Below are 19,374 nucleotides of genomic sequence, written 5' to 3'. Positions count from 1 at the left end.
CCGCCATCACCCTCACCTCCGGGTACCTGGGGCCGTGGCAGCCAAGTCGCCGACCTGGTTCGCGATTTCGGGCCACAGAGCGGCGGGGAGATCGTGGCCGACGCCCGGATAGGTCACCAGGCGGGCGCCGTCGACGGCCTTGGCGGTGGCACGGCCCGCGGCAACGCGCAGGATCGGGTCCTGCTCCCCGTGCAGGACCAGTGTGGGTCGGCGCAGTTCCGCGAGCTTGGCTCCGTGCCACTGGGCGCCGATCTGGCGGCTCTGCGCCTTGGTGTCGCGCGGGCCGCTGTCCACCTCGGCCTCGACCCACGCACGTGCCGCGGCCTCGTCGAACGGGTAGGCCGGTGAGGCGATTTCGCGCCAGACGGTGAGGGCGGCCTCGATGTCTCCCTCGCGACCCTCGGGGAACTTCGCGCGGGCGAGCCTGGCGAGCAGCCCGAAACGCAGGTAGCGCAGTACGCGCAGCCCCGAGACGTCGCTGGGGAGGGCGGCCGACGAGGTGACGCTGAGCACCCGGTCGGGGTGGCGCAGCGCGATGCGCTGCGCGATCACTCCGCCCAGGGAGTGGCCGAAGACGTGGGCGCGTTCCCAGCCGAGTTCGTCCATCACGGCGATGGCGTCGTCGGTCATGTCCTCCGAGGTGTAGGCGTCGCCGCGCTTGCCGAACAGGGCCTTGAACGGGTTGGTGGTGGCGGTGTCGGGCATCCGGGTCGACTCGCCGGCGTCGCGCTGGTCGTAGCGGGCCACCGCGAACCCGGCGTCGGCCAATGCCCGACACAGTCCGAGCGGCCACCAGAAACGGGCGGTGGCCAGGCCCATGACGAGCAGCAGCGGTTCGCCCTCGGAGCCCTCCAGCCGATCGAAGGCCACCTGCACGTCGCCGTTGTGCGCATACCGGGTCGGGGTCCAGTCCTGTTGCGGCCGGCTAGAGGGCATGTCGACTCCCTTTCATCTACTGCGATCGATGTTCGCAGTCCAGGTGTGCCCTAAGGTACTGCATACGTCGTTCGCAGAACAGGAGGGGTCATGACCGAGCCGGCCGCCCACAGCATCTGGCTGCGCCCCGAGCGCGCCACCCGCGGCCCCGTACCGACGTTCGACCGCGATCGCATCGCCGCCGCCGGCGTGGCCCTCGCCGACACGAACGGCCTGCCCGCCGTCACCATGCGCGCGGTGGCGGACGCCCTCGGGGCCGGACCGGCGTCCCTCTACCGCTATGTGGCCACCCGTGACGAACTGCTCGAGCTGATGATCGACCGGGTCAACGGCGAGATCTCCTACACCGAACTCGGCTCCGGACTCTGGCTCGACGACCTGCTCGCCCTCGCCCGGCAGAGCAGGAGCGTCCACCTCGCGCACCCGTGGCTGCTCGACGCCACCGCCACCAGAACACCGGTCGGACCGCACGCGGTCACCTACCTGGAACACGCCCTCACCGTGCTCACCGACCTCGACGTGGCCCCCCGTACCAAGCTGGAAGCCATTGCGATCCTCAACACCGTCATCGCCGCCCTGACCCGCGCCGAGGTGACCCGACATCTCGCCGGACAGACCATCCCCCAGTGGCAACAGGCCCAGGCGGAATACCTCACCCGGGTCGCCATGGCGGGCCGACACCCGCACCTCGCCGCCGCCCTGGCCGGACAGCCCCCGGAGGAGGAGTCGACGGACGCGCTCTTCGACCGCATCATCACCCGCCTGCTGATCGGACTCCTGAGCCCCGACGACATCGCGACGACCCCGGCACCCGACCTCACGGAGCCGGAGCCGGCCGGCGCCGACTGATGCGCTGCGGTCGTCGTCGACAGGGGCCGGATCGGCACTCGGTGCATCGTGGTGGTCGTCCGGACGTACCGGCCGGCCCGTCAGGGCGCGTCAGGGTGGGGGCAGGGTCGGGTCCTCGGCGACCGGGTTGCCGTTGGCGTCGAAGGTGGTTCTGCTCCAGCGTTTGTCCCACTTGTCGCCCACGGTTCGCGGCACCTTGCCGGCCGGATAGCGCACGGTGCCCGGCGGCGGATCCCGGTCGTCGGGCACACATTGTCTGCCCGTGGCGCTGCCGATCTGCTTGACCGGGTACTCCCCGCCACCGCAGACGTGCTCCTGGAAGGCGTCGCAGCCGGCGGTCGACGAGCCGGCGAGGATTGCGGCGAGCGCGACAGCGAGGAGTCGACCCGGGTGTCCCGCCGGGAGCCTGCGCACGATCGGGACCTCTCCTCCCCGTCGGTCGAATCATCGTGTCGCGAAGGTCTGCCCCCGACGTGGTTACGCATACTCGAATCGCGGTAAAAATCGGGCAGTTGGGCTTCGAACCACCGGGACGGCGTGGTGCGGGCCGGTCGCCCGGGGGTGTTCCGGTCGTTCACACATCCGGGTGTTTCGTGGCCAGATGGTAGCGGCCGGAGTGGAAGACCAGGGGTTCCCCGCCGGGCGCCTCGTAGTGTTCGACCTCGCCGATCATGACGACGTGGTCGCCGGCGTCGACGAACTGCACCGTCCGGCACTGAAATCGGGCAACGACCCCTTCCAGCAATGGAGTTCCGGCGATGCCGTCGGTGGTGGGGGTGTCCGCGAACTTGTCCTCGGCCGGGGTGGCGAACCGGCTGGAGAGCTGGTGCTGGTCGGCGGCCAGCACGTGAACCGCGAAGTGCGTGGCCGACCTGAAGTGGGGCAGGCTCGGCGCGTTCGCACCGGGACACCACAGCACCAGGGGCGGGTCCAGGGACACCGAGGTGAAGGAGTTCGCCGTCATCGCCACCCGCCGGCCGTCCGCGCCCCGGGCGGTGACCACGGTGACGCCGGTCGCGTACTGCCCGAAGGCCCGGCGCAGCGGATTCCCGGGCGGCCGCGCGTCGGCCTGCCCGGCCCCGGTCCGCCCCGGGCCGCCCTGCCCACCCCCGCCGACGACGGCCACGCCCGTCACGCGCTGCTCCCCACGGTCGCCGCCTGCTCGCCGCCCGCCCGAACCGCCTGCGCCGTGCCCGCCGACACCGCGGCGGCGTCGAGGTAGACCCGGGCCGCGTCCGGGTCCATGAACCAGTGGAAGAAGTCACGCGGATCGTCGAAGCCGTTGGCGAAACGGTGGGCGATCCGGGAATCGCCGCCCGCCGCGCCCAGGAGTTCGAGCACGTGCTCGGGCGGCGCGCCCAGCATGGCGTTGGTCCACGCCGCGACGTACTGCGCGTAGTCCCAGTACCGTTCGAACGTCCCCTGCAGGAAGGCGCCGTCGAAGGGTCGCTCGCCGTGCTCCAGGATGCTCGCCAGGTACGAGGCCGCGCACTTGCTCGCGTTGTTGGAACCCTGCCCGGTGATCGGGTCGTTGAGCACCACGACGTCGGCCATCCCCAAAACGAGGGCGCCGGAGGGCAGTTGCCCGACGGGCTTGCGCACCGTGGGCGGGAAGCGGCCGGCGAGCACACCGTTGGCGTCGGTCGGCGCGACGTCGGCGCAGCGCTCGGCCTCCCAGGGCAGGTGGGTACGCAGGATCCGCAGGGAGCGCTCGACGTGCTCCTCGGTCGAGGCGACGTCCGCCCAGCAGTCGAGCGGGCCGCCGGGAACACCCTCGAAGACCATGATGTCGCACGGTCCGGTGGTGGTCAGCGCCGGGAAGGTGAAGTATTCGCCGACTCCGGGAATCAGGTTGAAGGCGACCGCGGAGTACTCGTCCCTGGGGGTCATCCCGGTGACGTACGTGAGCGCCAGGGCGCGCTGCGGCCGGTCGAACGTCGAGCGCTGGGCGTCCCGTTCGAACAGGCCGGCGATCCTGCCCTTGCCCGCGGCGACGATCACCAGGTCGGACTCGCGGGCGTAGGACTCCAGATCGGTCACATCCGCCTCGCGCAGTTCGATCCGGCCGCCGCGCCGCTCGAATTCCGCCAGCCAGGCCGGCATCTTGACCCGCTGGTCGACCGAGCGGGCCGCGGCGTCCAGCCGTGAGGCCCAGGAGATCGCGGTGCCGCCGCGACCGTCCGGTACGACGAACGAGATGCCCTCGACGGGGGGACAGTCCCGGTCCCACAGGTTCAGGCCCAGGTTGTGTTCGTGGGCGAGCGCGGTACCGAACATGCACTGGCTGGACATGATGCGACCGTCGCGGATCTGCTCCGCGGTGCGGTCGGTCACCAGGGTCACCCGGTAGCCGTGCGTCAGCAGTCCGATGCCGAGCTGGAGGCCGGCCTGTCCGGCCCCGATGATGGTGATGTCGCGCATGGGCGTGTTCCTCCGGTCCTGAGGGTCCTGATTACTGGCTGATCACTGCTTGATCACTGCCTGTTCACTCTGCCTCGTCACTGCGTACTCACTCGGCGAGTTTCGCGATCGCGGGAACGAGACCTTCCGGGCCGATGGCCGAGTAGCCGCCGTCGACGGCCCAGTCGGCGCCGGTGACGAAGGACGCCTCGTCGGAGCAGAGGAAGACGACCACACGGGCGACCTCCTCCGGGTCGCCGACGCGGCCGAGAGGGTGGAAGGGCGCGGCGACGCGGTCCGTCTTGGCCCGGTCGCCGTCGGTGAGCGTGTCCATGACCTTCGACCAGGTCCAACCGGGACTCACCGAGTTGACCCGGATGTTGTCGCCGGCCAGGTCCACCGCCATATTGCGGGTCAGCTGCATCAGGGCGGCCTTGCTCACCGGATAGAGCCACCGCCCGGGCTGGGCGACCCGCCCGGAGATGGAGGTGAAGTTGACGATGGCCCCGCCGCCCTGCGCGAGCAGATGCGGATGTACGGCCCGGGCCAGCAGCGCCGCACTCGCCACGTTCACGTCGAGGGCCGTGTGCCACTGGTCGCGGGTCGAGGCGAAGCCGTCGTCGACGTACGAACAGGCCAGGTTCACCAGCACGTCCAACCGGCCGAACGCGTCGACCGCGCGGGCGACGCAGTCGGCGACCTGCGCGTCGTCGGTGATGTCGGTGCGCAGGAACAGAACACCGGCGTCCATTTCGTCCGTCAATTCACGGCCGCCGTCCTCGTCGATATCCGCGACGACGACATTCGCGCCCGTCGCACGGAATGCGCGAACGACCGCTTTCCCGATAATCGTCGACCCGCCGGTAATGAGCGCGGTCTTGACCGACAATCCACTCATGCTGTCTCCTGTGTCCTTGCCGGGAGTTGTCGAAAAAATAGGTGCGGGGCCCTGGGCCTGCCGTCCGCAACACGCTGCTCCCTGTCCGGATCGCGCTCTCGGCTGGAGGTCGGGATGGTCGACGCTCAACTCCCGCTCGACGCACGGCTCTCGCCCGGCGCGTCGCTCGCCCACGACGCACGCCTCTCACCCGACGTCCGGATCCCGTCCGACGCGCCACTCCCCCTCGGTGCGCACGAGCGGTTCCATACCTCCGACGTGGACGTGGCGCGTTCGCACGTCGGGCGCGCCTTCTGCGCCCACGACCTGCGGCTGATCGGGCGCGCCGCGCGCCTCGACGCGCGCATGCACGGCGTGGCGTTCGGCGAGACCGGCCTGTTCTACCTCGACTACGGCACGGAGGTGATGATCACCCCGGGTGCGCTGGAGGCCTTCTACCTGATCCAGATACCGCTCGCCGGGGCCGCGGAGATCACCTGCGGCCGGGCCCGGATCGCCTCGACTCCGCAGCGGGCCTCCGTACCGGCGCCGACCGACCCCCTGGCCATGCACTGGGGCGCGGGCAACCCGCAGCTGATCGTCTGGATCGACCGGATCGCGCTGGAGCACCACCTGGGCCGACTGCTCGGCCGCCGGCCCCGGACGCCCGTGCGCTTCGACCTCGGCATGGACCTCACCACCCCCGCCGCGCGTTCCTGGCTCGGCGTGGTCGACCTGCTCCGGCGCGAGGCGGACAACCCCGGCGGCATGCTCGACCAGCCGTTGATCCTCGGCCGGCTCGCCGATCTGCTGATCACCCAGTTCCTGCTCACCCAGCCGCACAACTTCAGCGCCGCGCTGCACGGCCGGCAGCCCCGGGTCGCACCGCCCGCGGTCCGCCGGGCGATGGAGCTGATCGAGTGCCACGCCGCCGAACCGCTGACCGTGGAGGACGTGGCGGAGGCGGTGGGGGTGAGCGTACGGGCCCTGCAGGACGGCTTCCGCCGGCACCTGGAGACCACGCCCGTGTCGTATCTGCGCACGGTGCGGCTCGACCGGGTCCGCGCCGATCTGACCGCGGCCGAGCCGGGCACGACGACGGTCACCGATGTCGCCTACCGCTGGGGCTTCTTCCACCCGGGGCGCTTCGCGATCGCCTACCGGGAGCAGTTCGGCGAACACCCCTCGCAGACGCTGCGCGCCTGAGCCGGGCGCCTGAGCCGGGCGCCTGAGCCGCACACGTGAACCGCGCATGGGAGCCACGCACCCGAGCCCGCACCCGAGTCCCCGCGCGTGTCCCGACCCCGGGTACCGGGCATGTACCCGGCGGAATGTGGATGGCCACCCGCGTTCCGCGGACGGTGCGGCATTTCGACTACCCGTAATTTCTTGGCAACCCCGTGACCGTCCGGGAAACCCGAAGATCACCCACGAGACGCCGAGACCGGCCGCGAGAAAAACGATCCCGAACGAATGAGCGGGCCGAATGATCGGTTCCATTCATTCCGCCGATCAACCGCCGCGCACCCCGACCCCGAGGAGTATCCATGGCACAGACCGTCGACGCGGTGGTCGTCGGATCCGGTGTGAACGGTCTGGTCGCGGCGGCCGAATTGGCGGATGCGGGCTGGTCGGTGGTGCTGGTCGAGGGCAACCGGCGCCTGGGCGGGTTCATCGCCACCGAGCAACGGACCCTGCCCGGCTACCTGCACGACACCTACTCCTCGTGGCATCCGCTGTTCGTGTCGGGCGGGGCCTACGCCACGCTCGGCGCGGACCTGCACCGCCACGGTCTGGAGTACCGCAACACCGAGGACTACGTCACCGGCACCGTCACCGACGACGGCCGCGTGGTCCTGGGTCACCGCGACGCCGACACCACCGCGCGGGCGTTCGCCCACGCCGAGGATCGCGCCGCGTACCTCGCCATGGTGCGGCGATTCCTCGACAGCGCCGAGGACATCGGCGCCCTCATGGGCGGCGAGCCACGCTCGCCCCGCGCCCTGCGGCCCGCGCTGCGCATGGTGCGCCGGGAGCGGTTGACCGGCACCGAGGCGTGGCTGCGCGCCACCGTCACCAGCGGACGCTCCTACTGCCGAAGCGAGTTCCGCGGCGACGAGGCGGATCTGCTGTGGGTTCCCTGGCTGTTGCACGCCGGGTTGTCGCCGGACCACGCCCAGGGCGGCCTGATGGTGCCGATCCTGTCCGCCACGATGCACGGCTTCGGTTTGCCGGTGGTCGCGGGCGGGGCGGGGAACTTCGTCCACGCCTTCGAGGCGCTGCTCGCCGAACGCGGCGTGGACGTGCGCACCGGCACGCCGGTGGAGCAACTGCTCGTGACCGACGGCAGGATCGGCGGGGTGGTCTGCGGCGGCGAGACCATCACGGCTCGCCACGCGGTGCTCGCCTCGGTCACCCCGACCGCGCTGTACGGGGACCTGCTGCCCGCGTCGGCCCCGGTACCGGCGACGGTCCGCGAGCAGGCCCGGCGCTACCGGTACGGACGCGCCGCGATGCAGATCCATGTCGCGTTGTCGGCCCCGCTCGACTGGCGGGACGAGCGCCTGGCGGGCGTACCGCTGCTGCACCTGAGCGACGGCTCGGCGAGTACCGCGATCGCCTGCGCGGAGGCCGAGGCAGGTCTGCTGCCCCGCCGGCCCACCGTGGTCGTCGGCCAACAACACGTGCTCGACCCCTCACGCGTGCCCGAGGGGGCCGCCGCGCTGTGGCTGCAACTCCAGGAACTGCCGTACGTCCCAGGGGGCGACGCTGCGGGAGAGCTGGACACCGGCGGCGGCTGGACCAAGGAGCTGACCCACGGGTACGTACGCCGGGTCCTGGCCCGCATCGCCCGCCACGCCCCCGGCCTGTCGAAGCGTGTCCTCGCGTGGGACGCCGTCACCCCGACCGACCTGGCCTCGGCCAACCCGAACGCCGTGGCCGGCGACCCGTACGGCGGCTCCGCCGAACTCGACCAGAACTTCCTGTGGCGCCCGCTGCCCGCCGCCGCCCGGCATGCCACCTCGGTGCCCGGGCTCTGGCACATCGGCGCCTCCACCCACCCCGGTCCCGGACTCGGCGCCGGATCGGGACACCTGGTGGCGCAACGACTCATCCGCACCGGACGGCGGCGCACCGGCACTCGCTGAGCCGCAAGCACACGCGCCCCCGGGCCACTTCGCGGGCCGGCGCCGCGCCCCCGCGTACCTACCCGCTTCCCGCCACACTTCGCGCCGACGATCACGGCCGCACCACGCCGCGCATCACGGCCCACCACGGACGAACGAACAGGAGCCGGCCATGGCCGAGCGGTCATTTGCCACCGAAGTCCGACAGTTGCGCCACGGCGCGGGCACCACGCTGCACGTCGAGGGCATCCTGGCGGTCACCAAGGCCCTGCTCCAGTCCGGCGTGGCCTATGTCGGCGGCTACCAGGGGGCGCCGATCTCGCACCTGATGGACGTACTCGGCGACGCCCACGACATCCTCGACGAACTCGACGTGTACTTCGAGAACAGCGCCTCCGAGGCCACCGCCGCCGCGATGTTGGGCGCGTCGGTGCACTATCCGCTGCGCGGCGCGGTCACGTTCAAGTCGACGGTCGGCCTCAACGTCGCCTCCGACGCGCTGGCCAACCTGGCCAGCGGCGGCGTCACCGGCGGCGCGTTGGTCATCCTCGGCGAGGACTACGGCGAGGGCTCCAGCATCATGCAGGAGCGCTCGCACGCCTTCGCGATGAAGTCGCAGATGTGGCTGCTCGATCCGCGGCCCAACCTCACCGCGATCGTCGAGGCGGTCGAGTCCGGCTTCGAGCTGTCCGAGGTCAGCAACACCCCGGTGCTGCTGCAACTGCGTTTGCGCTCCTGCCACTTGCACGGCGCGTTCGTGGCGAAGGACAACGTGCGCCCGCCGATGACCGTCACGTACGCGATCGAGAATCCTCGACGCGAGCTCGACCGCATCGTCCTGCCGCCGGCGAGTTTCCGGCACGAACGCGAGAAGATCGCCCAACGCCTGCCGGCCGCACTGGACTTCATTCGCGAACGCGGGCTCAACGAGGTGTTCGGCGCCGGGGAGGCCGACATCGGGATCATCGTCCAAGGCGGCCTGTACAACACCCTCAACCGGGCGCTGGAGCTGCTTGGTTGCTCGGATCCGTACGGTCGCACCCGGATACCGCTGTACGTCATGAACGTGACGTATCCGGTCGTGGACACGGAGATCGTCGAGTTCTGCGCGGACAAGCGCGCGGTGTTGCTCCTGGAGGAGGGGCAGCCCGACTACATCGAGCAGAATCTGAACACGATCCTGCGCCGTGCCGAGGTCGCCGCCGCGCTGCACGGCAAGGATCTGCTGCCGATGGCCGGCGAGTACACCGCGTCGGCGGTCACCCGAGGGGTGCACGCCTTCCTGTCCCGGTACCTGCCGGAGGTCCTGGCCGGCGAACCGGCGCTGCTGCTGCCCGAAACCGACCCGCGCAGCCCGTTCGCCGAGCGGGTCGATCCGCAAGCGGTCCAGGCCCGCCCGCCGGGCCTGTGTACCGGCTGCCCGGAGCGGCCCATCTTCAGCGCGCTCAAGCTCGCCGAACGCGAAACCGGCGCGCACCACATCAGCGCGGACATCGGCTGCCACCTGTTCTCGATCAACGAACCGTTCAACCTCGGTGCGACGACCATGGGTTACGGGCTCGGTTCGGCCGGCGCGGCGGCACTGAACTCCAAGGACGCCGACCGTCGGACCATCGCGATCATGGGTGACGGCGGGTTCTGGCACAACGGTCTGACCAGCGGTGTCGGCAACGCGGTCTTCAACGACAACGACCAACTCCTCGTCGTGGTCGACAACGCGTACAGCGCGGCCACCGGCGGACAGGACGTGCTCTCCTCCGCCGTCGACCATCCGCGACGCTCCACCGGGCATACGATCGAGAAGGCCGTGCGCGGTGTCGGCGTCAAGTGGACGAAAACCGTCACCGACACCTACCGGGTCGGGGAGTTGCGCGACCTGTTCGTGCGCGCGCTCACCACGAAGGAACCGGGGCCCAAGGTCATCGTCGCGCAGAGCGAATGCCAGTTGAACCGGCAGCGTCGGGAGCGGCCCCGGACGAACAAGGCGATCAAGGAGGGCAAACGGGTCGTCCGCGAGCGGTTCGGCGTCGACGCGGAAACCTGTACCGGCGACCACGCGTGCATCCGGATCTCCGGCTGCCCGTCGCTGACCCTGGCCGCCAACCCGGACCCCATGCGCACCGACCCGGTCGCCACGGTGACCGACACCTGTGTCGGCTGCGGGGTATGCGGCGCGAACGCGCACGCGGCGTCGTTGTGTCCGTCGTTCCACCGCACCGACGTGGTGATCAACCCGACCCGGCGGGACCGCGTCCTGGCGCGGATCCGCACGGCCTGGATCGCCGCGCTGTCCGCGCCCGTCGAGCGTCGCGCCGCGAAGTACGAGGTGGCCTGATGTCGAACCGGCAACCCGTACCGCGCCCGATCACCATCGCGATCCTGGCCATGGGTGGCGAGGGCGGCGGGGTCCTGGCGGACTGGATCGTCGCCGTGGCGGAGACGGCGAGGTACACCGCGCAAAGCACCTCCGTCGCCGGCGTCGCCCAGCGCACCGGCGCGACCGTCTACTACGTCGAGTTGTTCCCGGCGCCGGACGCCGAACTGCCAGAGGGGGGCCGCGCCGAGCCGATCCTCGCGCTGTTCCCGACGCCCGGCGAGGTCGACATCGTCATCGCGTCGGAACTCATGGAGGCGGGACGGGCAATCCAGCGCGGCTTCTGTACGCCGGACCGCACCGCGCTGATCGCCTCCACCCATCGGGTCTACGCGATCACCGAGCGCATCGCCATGGGCGACGGGCGCGTCGACGGCGACCTGCTGCTCGACGCGGCGCACCGGGGCGCGCGGCGTTTCGTGGGCGCCGACTTCCTGGAGTTGGCCGGGCAGGCGGGCAGCGTGATCAGCGCTTCGCTGTTCGGCGCGTTGGCCGGGATGGGGGAACTGCCCTTCGATCGTTCGCTGTTCGAGGACGCGGTGCGAGCGGCGGGCAAGGGGGTGGAGTCCTCGTTGGCCGCGTTCGCGCTGGGGTACGACGCGGCCCGGCAGCCGCCGCCGCGGCCTGGTCGCCCGCGCGCGGCGGGGGGCGGACCGGTGGCGGTGACGATCGGCAGCCGGCCCCCGGCGGATCCCGCGGTCGAGGCCGCGAACGCCGAGGAGCGGCGGCGGCGCGCGCTCGCCGACACCGATCCGACCCGGCTGGTCGGCCCCGCGCTGCGCGATCGGGCCGCGCGGGTCGCCGAGTTCCCGGAGGCGGCCCGTTCGATGCTGCTCCACGGCTGCGAGCGCACGGCGGTGTATCAGAACCCGTCGTACACCGACCGCTATCTCGATCGGGTGGCCCGGGTGGGCGCGCTGGAGCACGACCCGCGAGGTGAGGCGAGGCTGACCACGGAGACGGCCCGACACGCCGCGCTGTGGATGTGCTATCAGGACACCATCCAGGTCGGGTTGCAGAAAATCCGCCGACGGCGGATCGAGGACATCCGTGAACGGGCGCGGACCGAGCCGGGACAACCGATGCAGGTGCGGGAGTATCTGCACCCGCAACTGGAGGAAATCACCGACACGTTGCCCGCGCGGGTGGGCGATCCGCTGTCCCGGTCGGCGCTCTTCGGCAGGCTCGTCGCGAGGCTCACCCGCAACGGCATGGTCGTCAATACCACGGGCGTCGTGGGCTACACGATGTTGTGGACCATGGCCGGGATGCGCCCGCTGCGACCACGCTCGGGCCGGTTCGGTCGGGAACAGGCGGCCATCGACGCCTGGTTGGACCTGGTCGTGGAGACCGCGTCGAGCGACTACGCGCTGGCCTGCGAGATCGTCGAGTGCCGGCGGGTGGTCAAGGGCTACGGCGACACCTACCGGCACGGCAGCGAGAGTTTCGCCATTCTCCTCGACGCCGCCCGGGAGTTGCGCGGACGCGACGACGCCGCGACGGTACTCGCCGGCCTGACGTCGGCCGCACTCGCCGACGAGAACGGCACGGCACTGCGCGAGGCCGTGGCGGCTTTGGCAGCGAAGTCGCGGGCCCGCCCCGCCTGAGCACGCGAGTCACTTATTCGCGCAAAGCACGCACACACGCACGAACACCCCACGCCGCCCGACACCCCATTCCCGTCGCTCGACACCCATTCCCCACGCCCGATTCCCCACACATCCGGCAAGGAGCACGCATGGCCGATCTGACCGCCCTCGCGACCCACCTGCTCGACGGCTCGATCGAGGTCGTCGACCTGACCTCACCGCTGCACGCGGGCACGCCGCTGCTCGCCCTGCCGCCCGAGTACGGGCAGACGGCCCCGTTCGAGTTGGAGGAGATCAGCCGCTACGACGACCGAGGCCCGGCCTGGTACTGGAACAACTTCCGTACCGGCGAACACACCGGCACCCACTTCGACGCGCCGAACCACTGGATCAGCGGCCGGGACCTCGACGACGTGTCGCAGGTACCGGTGCAGCGCCTCGTCGGCCCCGCCGTCGTCATCGACAAGACCGCCGAAGTCGCCGTCGAACCGGACTACTTGCTCGACGTCGCGGACATCCGCGAGTGGGAATCCAAGCACGGCGCGCTGCCCGACCGCGGCTGGCTGATCTACCGCACCGGCTGGGCCGCTCGCGGCGACGACCCGGCGGACTTCGCGAACGCCGACGACGACGGCCCGCACACGCCGGGCCTGACACCGGACGCCGCCCGCCTGCTCGCCGACAGCGGCATCCTGGGCATGGGGGTGGAGACCGTGGGCACCGATGCCGGCCGCGCGTTCGCCTTCGATCCGCCCTTTCCGTGTCACGACTTCTTCCTGGGCGCCGACAAGTACGGCCTCACCCAACTACGCAACGTAGACCGACTGCCGATCACCGGCGCAATCGTCATCGCCGCCCCACTCCCCATCGTCAACGGCTCAGGCAGCCCCTGCCGAGTACTGGCCCTGATCACCCACTGACGCCCCACAACAAACCATCCGACAACATCCGCTCCCGGCTCGCTCGCAGCGTCCGAGCCGGGAACACAACTCACCGGTCCGCCTCGATCCGCCGAGGATGTCGCCGAACTACTCGGGCCGGTCGGGGGCGGGTGATGTCTCGGAAGGGTGGTGCCTTTCGCCTGCTTTCCACTTCTTGATCTCGTAGCGCAGGATTGCCACACCGCCCTTGGCCTCGTTGTAGGTGTTCGCGCCGAGGATCATCGTGTCGACCGATTCGATGAAGCCCATCATGTCGTTCTTGAAGGGGTCGTCGGTGACCTCGTCGTCGAACGGTTCCCCCGACACGAAGCCGAGGCCGCCGTCCTCCTCCGCCGCGATGTTGTCGACGGTGACCCACTGCTGGACCACCAGGACGCCGCCGGGCAACCGGATCGCCAAGTGGCGGCAGCCATCGCGTCGTTGGGCTCGTCCGATGCCGGGATTGCATGATGTGCCCGAGCGGGCTCACCCTGGAGATGGCACGACCGGGAGGAACCGGTCGCGACACGAATGTGCCGCTGGGAACGGAAGGACGGTCATGAATCTTCGTCGATGGGCCGCGTGTGCCATCCTCGCCTTCGTCGCGGGCGTGGCCTTCGCCGCCACCGCCCCGGGGGCGACGACGGTCGAGTACGGATCGACCCATGCGGTCGCCGCCACCGCCATCGAGTACGGCCTGTAGACGGGCCGAACCCGTGTAGCCACCGGGCCCGTTCCGCATCGGGGCGGGCCCGGCGACCGGCTGGGCAACGAAGGTCTTCGGGCGTCGCCGAGCCTGCCGGGTCACGGCCGGCCGGCAAGCTGTCCTCATGACAGGCGAAACCGGTGGGACTCGAGGCCGGTGGGTCGACCCGGGCAAGTACGCGCGCATCGAACGCGAGCGGCGGTTCCTCCTGGCCGCGCCCCCGGCACCATCGGACATCACGGACACCTGGACCATCGGCGACCGGTACCTGGTGGGGACCCGCCTGCGGCTGCGATGTGTCGAGCGGCCGGACGGCGGCCGCGAGTTCAAGCTCACCCAGAAGGTGCCGGTCGTTCGGCCGGGCGCGGTTCAGGGGCTGATCACGAACACATACCTGTCGCCGGCCGAGTACGACCTGCTCGCCTCGCTGCCGGCCGGTGTGCTGTCCAAGACGCGGTACCGCGTCCCGCCCGTGGGCGTCGACGTCTTCGACGGCCCGCTGCGGGGTCTGGTCCTCGCGGAAGCCGAATTCGCCGACGACGAGGAGGCCCGGTCGTTCGTGCCTCCTCCGGAGTGCGTGGCGGAGGTGACCGACGACCCCCGCTTCACCGGAGGCAGCCTCGTCGAGGCCACGCGCCGGGAACTGCTCCGCTGGTTGGCCGAGTACGGGCTCCATCCGGCGAATTCCCAGAGGAGTCGCGCGAGGAAGTCGCCGGCCGGAGGCGGTCCGTGCCGAGGAAAGGATCCTGTACCGCCATGGCGAATACGATTTCGCACGTCTCGTCTAAAGTCGGGGGTCCGGCGGACGAGGGAGTCGTGAATGACGCACGGATTCGGGGAGTTCTTCCACACGGCCACCGGCCATCGCCCCTATGCCTATCAGGCCGGGTTCGCGGAGAGCGGGCTGCCGCGGCTCGTTCGGGTTCCGTCGGGGGGCGGGAAGAGCGCCGCCGCCGTATTGGCGTGGCTGTACCGGCGGTTGGTGTCCGCGGTCGAGGTGACGCCGAGGCGATTGGTGTACGTATTGCCGCAGGGCAGCCTCGCGGAACCGACCCACGCGCGCATCGCCGAGTGGCTGCACCACCTCGGGTACACGGACGACGTGGACCTGCACCTGCTCGCCGGTCCGGAGTCGCAGAACGGCGCGTGGCGGCGGTTTCCCGAGCGGAACGCGATCCTGGTGGGTACGCACGACGGGCTGCTGAGCCGGGCGTTGATGCGTGGGTTCGCCGATGCGCGGGCGATGGCGCCCGTGTCGTTCGGACTGCTCAACACCGACACCCACTGGGTGTTCGACGAAATGCACTTGTTGGGACCGGGATTGCCGACGAGTACGCGACTGCAGTCGCTGCGCGAATCGTTCGGCACGACGGCGCCGACCGGCAGCACGTGGATGTCGTCGACGTCGGACGGGGTCACGACCGACGGCGGCGACGTGGCGGCCGGGCCCCGGCTCGCGGCGGTTCGGCGCATCAGGCGGTTGGATCCGGACCCGACACGGTACGTCGACGACCTCGTCGACGCGCTGGGCGCCGCGCACCTGCCCGGCACGCAGTCCATCGCCGTGCTCGGCTCCGCGCAGCGGGCGCGCGAGGTCTACGGCGCGCTGCGCGCGGCGCATCCGGGCCGGGAGATCGTGCTGGTGCACCCGTACGCGCGTTCGGCCGACCGCCGTGTTGGCGCGGCGTTTTCGGAGGAGGCCGGCCGGGACCGGATCCTGGTCACGACGCGGGCGCTGGACGTCGGATCCGACGCGTCCGGCCGTACACTCCTCACCGAACTCGCCCCCTGGAGCGCGATCGTGCAACGCGCCGGTCGCTGCAACCGACACGGCGAACACCCCGCTGGCGGCGACCTGTTGTGGTGTGTACCCCCGGACGGACCGGGGCCGAACGCGGGCGTCGCGGCCTGGCTGAACGCGCACGAGGGCGAGGCCGTCACGACCGTAGATCTGTTCCGGGCCCGTGTCGGCCGCAACCCGACGCCCTCCCAAGTCCTGGGCGAGCACGATGTGTTGGCGATGTTCGACAACGCGTACGGCGCGGTTCCGGCCGACGCGAGTCCGTGGATCTGCGCCGACGACGAGCGCACGGTCCTGGTCGCGTGGCGGGTGTGGGAGTCGGGGGAACCCGCCGAGGACGAGCCGGGACCCGGGCGCGGCGAGCAGTGTGAGGCGCCGCTCGCCGACGTCCGGAAGATGTTGGACGATCGCGGAGTGTGGCTGCGGGATCCCGTCGACGGCCGGTGGCGGCACGCGGCGGCCGACGATCTCCGTGCCGGAACGTCCGTGGTGCTCGACGCAGCGCGCGGCGGCTACCTTCCCGAGGTGGGATGGGCGCCCGAGAGCGGCGCGCCGGTGCCGTCGCTGTTCACCGGACGCACGCCGCCCGCGATCGCGTGTGTCGCGTGGGTGAGTCTCGACCGGCACCTGCTGGAGACCGAGGAGGAGGCACGTGCGGTCACGGCCGCCCTTCCGGGGCTGACCGAGGAGCAGCGCGAAGCCGTGGCCCGCGCCGCCAGGTTCCACGATCTCGGCAAGTGCCACGACGTGTTCCAGGCCATGCTGCGCGGCGGCGGTGGCGGCGAGCCGCCGGAGCACCTGTTGGCCAAGTCCAAGGCGCCGTGGAGCACCGGGGTTTCCACGCGGGCGTACTTCCGGCATGAACTGGTCAGCGCGCTCATTCTGTTGAACGGGGAGCACTGGCATGTCCCCCGGGTCGACCCGGAGTTGGTGACCTACCTGGTCGCCGCGCACCACGGTCGGGTCCGTGTGTCGGTGCGCCCGGAGGCCGACGAGGACGCGCGGACGCTGCTCGGCGTCCGCGACGGTGATCGCACGCCGCCGGTCGCCGTGTCCACGGGCGACCACTTCCCCGGGCAGTCGCTCGACACCGGGGCGTTCCGCCCGGGCGGTTCGTGGACGCCGCGAGCCCTGGCGCTGCGCGACCGCGACGACCTGGGACCGTTCCGGCTCGCGTACCTCGAGTCATTGGTCCGCGTCGCCGACTGGCGCTCCAGCGCCCGTCACGACGGCCCCGCGACGGGCCTCGTCCCCTGAAATCCCGCCACCGCGGCCCGGCGGGCTCAGGGACGGTCCGGCAACGCATCGGCGAGCTGTGCGAGGCGACGCCGTTCACGTCGTGCGGCCACCGGCGTCATCCGGCCCCCGTTCGAATTCGGTTGTCGCAGCGAGGAGTTCGGCGCACTGTGGGCCGATGGACACCAACGAGGTCTGCGCGCGGTGGTCGCGGGACGGGTTCGTCGTGTTGCCGGGGTTTTTCGCGGCCGAGGATCTGGCGTCCGCGCAGGCCGGTCTCGAAGCGCTCCACCCGACGGCCGCGGCTTTCCACGACGGACTCGACCCCCGGCGCCGACGATACGTCGGCGACGAGTTCGCGGGAATCGACACGTTCCCCTTCGCCTCCCCCGCGCTGAGCCTGTTGGCGGTACACCCCCGCCTGACGGACCTGGCCGCCGCGCTCGCGGGCGACGACGACCTGCGGATGTACCAGGCCGAGACGTGGGCGAAGTACACCGGTGTCGCCGACTACGACCAGGACCTGCACCGGGACTACCTCAACCACACCGTCCTGGTCCCCACCGACGCCGCCGGGTGCCGCCAGGTGGAGATGTTCGTCTACCTGTGCGACGTGCCGGAGGACCTGGGACCGCCGCACCTGGTCCCCCGCGAGCACACCCGGCACCTCCCCGCCAGGCCCAACTGGTACCTGCGCCCCGGCGCCGATCCCGGAGTCGCCCCCGCCGACGACCTGCGCGCGTTCGTCACCGCAGGCGACACCCGTGCGCTCTACGACGCCGCGGTATCCGCCGCCGGTCCGGCCGGCACCGTCGTCGCCTTCGGACTCGACACCTTCCATCGCGGCACCGGAGTGACCCGCCCCCGCGGGGCACGCTTCACCATGCACGTCAACTACCGTCCGGCATCCGCCGATTGGGCCCTGTGCGGACCGTGGGCGGACCGCAGCCACGACACCGCCTGGTACCGGTTCGTCGAACGCGCGACGGCGAGCCGACTCACCCTGTTCGGATTCCCGCCCGCCGGGCACCCGTTCTGGAACCCCGACACGCTGCGCGCCATGGCACAGCGCTACCCGACCCTCGACCTCTCGCCCTGGGAAAAGCCCCTCGCGCCGTGATCCGCGGCCCGTCGCCCCGCGGCCGTCAGAGGCGGTCCAGGTGGAGTGGGCGAGCGGCGGCATACCGTGCGCGAACGGCCGCCGCGCCGCCGCGCACCGGCAGGTATGTCGTGCCGGGGACCGGCCACTCCGGAGGATGCGGGTCCTCCGCCAGGGCCCACGCGGCCTGCCGGGCCGCGCCCCACGCGGCGAGTTCGCCGGTCGCGGGGACCGTGACGGGGCGGTCGAGCAGTTCCGCGGCGATGGCCGCGACCGCCGGCGAGCGGGCCGCGCCGCCGACCAGCCGGATGCCCGCGACATCGGTGGCCGTGGTGTCGAGCACGGCGTCGAGGGCGTCGGCCAGGCCGCACACCATACCCTCGACGTAGGCGCGGGCCAGGTGGGCGGGGGTGGCGTTGGCCGTGGTCAGGCCGTGCAGGGCGCCGGCGGCGTTCGGGAGGTTGGGGGTGCGTTCGCCGTCCAGGTACGGGACGAGGACCAGGCCGTCGGCGCCGGACGGTGCGGCCGTGGCGAGTTCGGCGAGCCGCTCGTGCGACACGCCGAGCATGCCCGCCGCCGCGTCCGGGACGCGGGCCGCGTTGAGCGTACAGGCCAGCGGCAGGAACGCGCCGGTGGCGTCGGCGAATCCCGCCACGGTCCCGGACGGGTCCGCCGTCGGGGACGCCGACCGCACGAACACCGTCCCGGACGTCCCGAGCGACACGACGGCCTCCCCCGGCGCGACGTGCACGCCGAGCGCCGCCGCCATGTTGTCGCCCGTGCCCGCCGCGACCAGCACGCCCGACGCCGTACGGCCCGCCGCGTCCCGCGGACCGAGCACCCGCGGCAACACCGGCCGGGCGCCGAACGCCGCGCCGAGCAGGTCCGGCCGGTATGCCTCCTCGCGGGGCGACCAGTAGCCGGTCCCGGAGGCATCGCCGCGATCGGTGGTCAGCCCGCCGATGTCACCGCCGCCGGTCAGCCGCCACGTGAGGTAGTCGTGCGGCAGGCACACCGCCGCCGTCCGCGCCGCCGACCGCGGCTCGTGCTCGGCGATCCAGCGCAGCTTGCTCACGGTGAACGACGCGACCGGCACACTCCCGACCGCGCGCGCCCACGCCTCGGGCCCGCCGTACTCGGCGCACAACGCCGCCGCCGCGCCGGCCGACCGGGTGTCGTTCCACAACAGCGCGTCGCGGACGACCGCGCCGTCCTCGTCGAGGCAAACCGCGCCGTGCTGCTGCGCGGATACCGCCACCGCCGCGACGTCGTCCAGTCCCCCGGCCTCGGCCGAGGCCGTCCGCAGCGCTTGCCACCAGGCCTCCGGAGGGACTTCGGCGCCGTCCGGGTGCGGCGCCCGTCCCTGCCGCAACACCGCGCCGCTCACCGCGTCGCAGACGAGCACCTTGCACGACTGGGTCCCGGAGTCGATGCCCGCGACCAGGGTCCGCCCCGGCAT

General features: G+C 71.6%; 17 protein-coding genes. 10 read left to right on the top strand and 7 right to left on the bottom strand.

Going from position 1 to position 19,374, the window contains the following annotated elements:
- Positions 1 to 12 precede the first annotated feature (12 nt).
- Positions 13 to 936 carry an alpha/beta fold hydrolase gene (locus ACWGR4_RS31835; RefSeq protein ID WP_380010899.1) on the bottom strand — a complete coding sequence of 308 codons (924 nt, stop codon included), beginning with the start codon at positions 934 to 936 and terminating at the stop codon, positions 13 to 15.
- Positions 937 to 1,026: 90 nt separating this feature from the next.
- On the opposite strand from ACWGR4_RS31835, the gene ACWGR4_RS31830 reads away from it, so the two are divergent.
- Positions 1,027 to 1,785, top strand: a complete 759-nt coding sequence (locus ACWGR4_RS31830) for a TetR/AcrR family transcriptional regulator (protein ID WP_452131426.1) — start codon at positions 1,027 to 1,029, stop codon at positions 1,783 to 1,785.
- A 90-nt stretch (positions 1,786 to 1,875) separates the two neighbouring features.
- On the opposite strand, the gene ACWGR4_RS31825 is transcribed toward ACWGR4_RS31830, so the two are convergent.
- The 4 genes from ACWGR4_RS31825 to ACWGR4_RS31810 form a co-directional block, all read right to left on the bottom strand.
- The gene (locus ACWGR4_RS31825; protein WP_452131425.1) at positions 1,876 to 2,199 is read right to left on the bottom strand and encodes an SCO0607 family lipoprotein; all 324 of its coding nucleotides are present in this window, start codon (positions 2,197 to 2,199) and stop codon (positions 1,876 to 1,878) included.
- A gap of 160 nt (positions 2,200 to 2,359) precedes the next feature.
- Positions 2,360 to 2,920, bottom strand: coding sequence for a flavin reductase family protein (locus ACWGR4_RS31820; protein ID WP_452131424.1), 561 nt, complete (start codon positions 2,918 to 2,920; stop codon positions 2,360 to 2,362).
- Positions 2,917 to 4,206, bottom strand: a complete 1,290-nt coding sequence (locus tag ACWGR4_RS31815; protein WP_452131423.1) for a styrene monooxygenase/indole monooxygenase family protein — start codon at positions 4,204 to 4,206, stop codon at positions 2,917 to 2,919. Before ACWGR4_RS31815 ends, ACWGR4_RS31820 begins: the two co-directional genes overlap by 4 nt.
- Positions 4,207 to 4,294: 88 nt before the next feature.
- A complete protein-coding gene (locus tag ACWGR4_RS31810) occupies positions 4,295 to 5,083 on the bottom strand; it encodes an SDR family oxidoreductase (RefSeq protein ID WP_380010914.1) in 789 nt (262 codons plus the stop codon).
- A 114-nt stretch (positions 5,084 to 5,197) separates the two neighbouring features.
- Between ACWGR4_RS31810 and ACWGR4_RS31805 the strand changes: the two genes are divergently transcribed.
- The 5 genes from ACWGR4_RS31805 (at position 5,198) to ACWGR4_RS31785 (ending at position 13,073) form a co-directional block, all read left to right on the top strand.
- On the top strand, positions 5,198 to 6,268 hold the full coding sequence (locus ACWGR4_RS31805) for an AraC family transcriptional regulator (RefSeq protein ID WP_380010917.1): 1,071 nt from the start codon (positions 5,198 to 5,200) through the stop codon (positions 6,266 to 6,268).
- 341 nt (positions 6,269 to 6,609) lie between these two features.
- Positions 6,610 to 8,211, top strand: a complete 1,602-nt coding sequence (locus ACWGR4_RS31800; protein WP_452131422.1) for a phytoene desaturase family protein — start codon at positions 6,610 to 6,612, stop codon at positions 8,209 to 8,211.
- Positions 8,212 to 8,362: 151 nt separating this feature from the next.
- Entirely contained in the window at positions 8,363 to 10,525 is a 2,163-nt protein-coding gene (locus ACWGR4_RS31795) for a thiamine pyrophosphate-dependent enzyme (protein WP_452131421.1), read from the top strand.
- Positions 10,525 to 12,171 (top strand): indolepyruvate oxidoreductase subunit beta family protein, encoded by a 1,647-nt coding sequence (locus ACWGR4_RS31790; RefSeq protein WP_452131420.1) that lies wholly within the window; start codon positions 10,525 to 10,527, stop codon positions 12,169 to 12,171. Before ACWGR4_RS31795 ends, ACWGR4_RS31790 begins: the two co-directional genes overlap by 1 nt.
- A 131-nt stretch (positions 12,172 to 12,302) precedes the next feature.
- Entirely contained in the window at positions 12,303 to 13,073 is a 771-nt protein-coding gene (locus ACWGR4_RS31785; protein WP_380010929.1) for a cyclase family protein, read from the top strand.
- A gap of 108 nt (positions 13,074 to 13,181) precedes the next feature.
- Here the strand turns inward: ACWGR4_RS31785 and ACWGR4_RS31780 are convergent, their stop codons facing one another.
- On the bottom strand, positions 13,182 to 13,493 hold the full coding sequence (locus ACWGR4_RS31780) for a hypothetical protein (protein ID WP_452131419.1): 312 nt from the start codon (positions 13,491 to 13,493) through the stop codon (positions 13,182 to 13,184).
- Between the two features lie 139 nt (positions 13,494 to 13,632).
- Here ACWGR4_RS31780 and ACWGR4_RS31775 point away from each other — a divergent pair, with 139 nt between their 5' ends.
- The 4 genes from ACWGR4_RS31775 to ACWGR4_RS31760 all read left to right on the top strand — a co-directional run bounded on the left by ACWGR4_RS31775 (position 13,633) and on the right by ACWGR4_RS31760 (position 17,936).
- Positions 13,633 to 13,776 (top strand): hypothetical protein, encoded by a 144-nt coding sequence (locus tag ACWGR4_RS31775; protein WP_380010932.1) that lies wholly within the window; start codon positions 13,633 to 13,635, stop codon positions 13,774 to 13,776.
- A gap of 127 nt (positions 13,777 to 13,903) precedes the next feature.
- Positions 13,904 to 14,599: a hypothetical protein gene (locus tag ACWGR4_RS31770; RefSeq protein ID WP_452131418.1), complete on the top strand. Its 696-nt coding sequence runs from the start codon at positions 13,904 to 13,906 to the stop codon at positions 14,597 to 14,599.
- Complete coding sequence (locus ACWGR4_RS31765) at positions 14,600 to 16,837, top strand: CRISPR-associated endonuclease Cas3'' (protein WP_452131417.1); 2,238 nt, start codon at positions 14,600 to 14,602, stop codon at positions 16,835 to 16,837.
- 157 nt (positions 16,838 to 16,994) lie between these two features.
- Positions 16,995 to 17,936, top strand: a complete 942-nt coding sequence (locus tag ACWGR4_RS31760; protein WP_452131416.1) for a phytanoyl-CoA dioxygenase family protein — start codon at positions 16,995 to 16,997, stop codon at positions 17,934 to 17,936.
- A 25-nt stretch (positions 17,937 to 17,961) separates the two neighbouring features.
- On the opposite strand, the gene xylB is transcribed toward ACWGR4_RS31760, so the two are convergent.
- Positions 17,962 to 19,374, bottom strand: a complete 1,413-nt coding sequence (gene xylB / locus ACWGR4_RS31755) for a xylulokinase (RefSeq protein WP_452131415.1) — start codon at positions 19,372 to 19,374, stop codon at positions 17,962 to 17,964.

The sequence above is a fragment of the Embleya sp. NPDC055664 genome (genome assembly GCF_053618075.1).
This window is presented reverse-complemented; position numbering and strand designations above follow the sequence as displayed.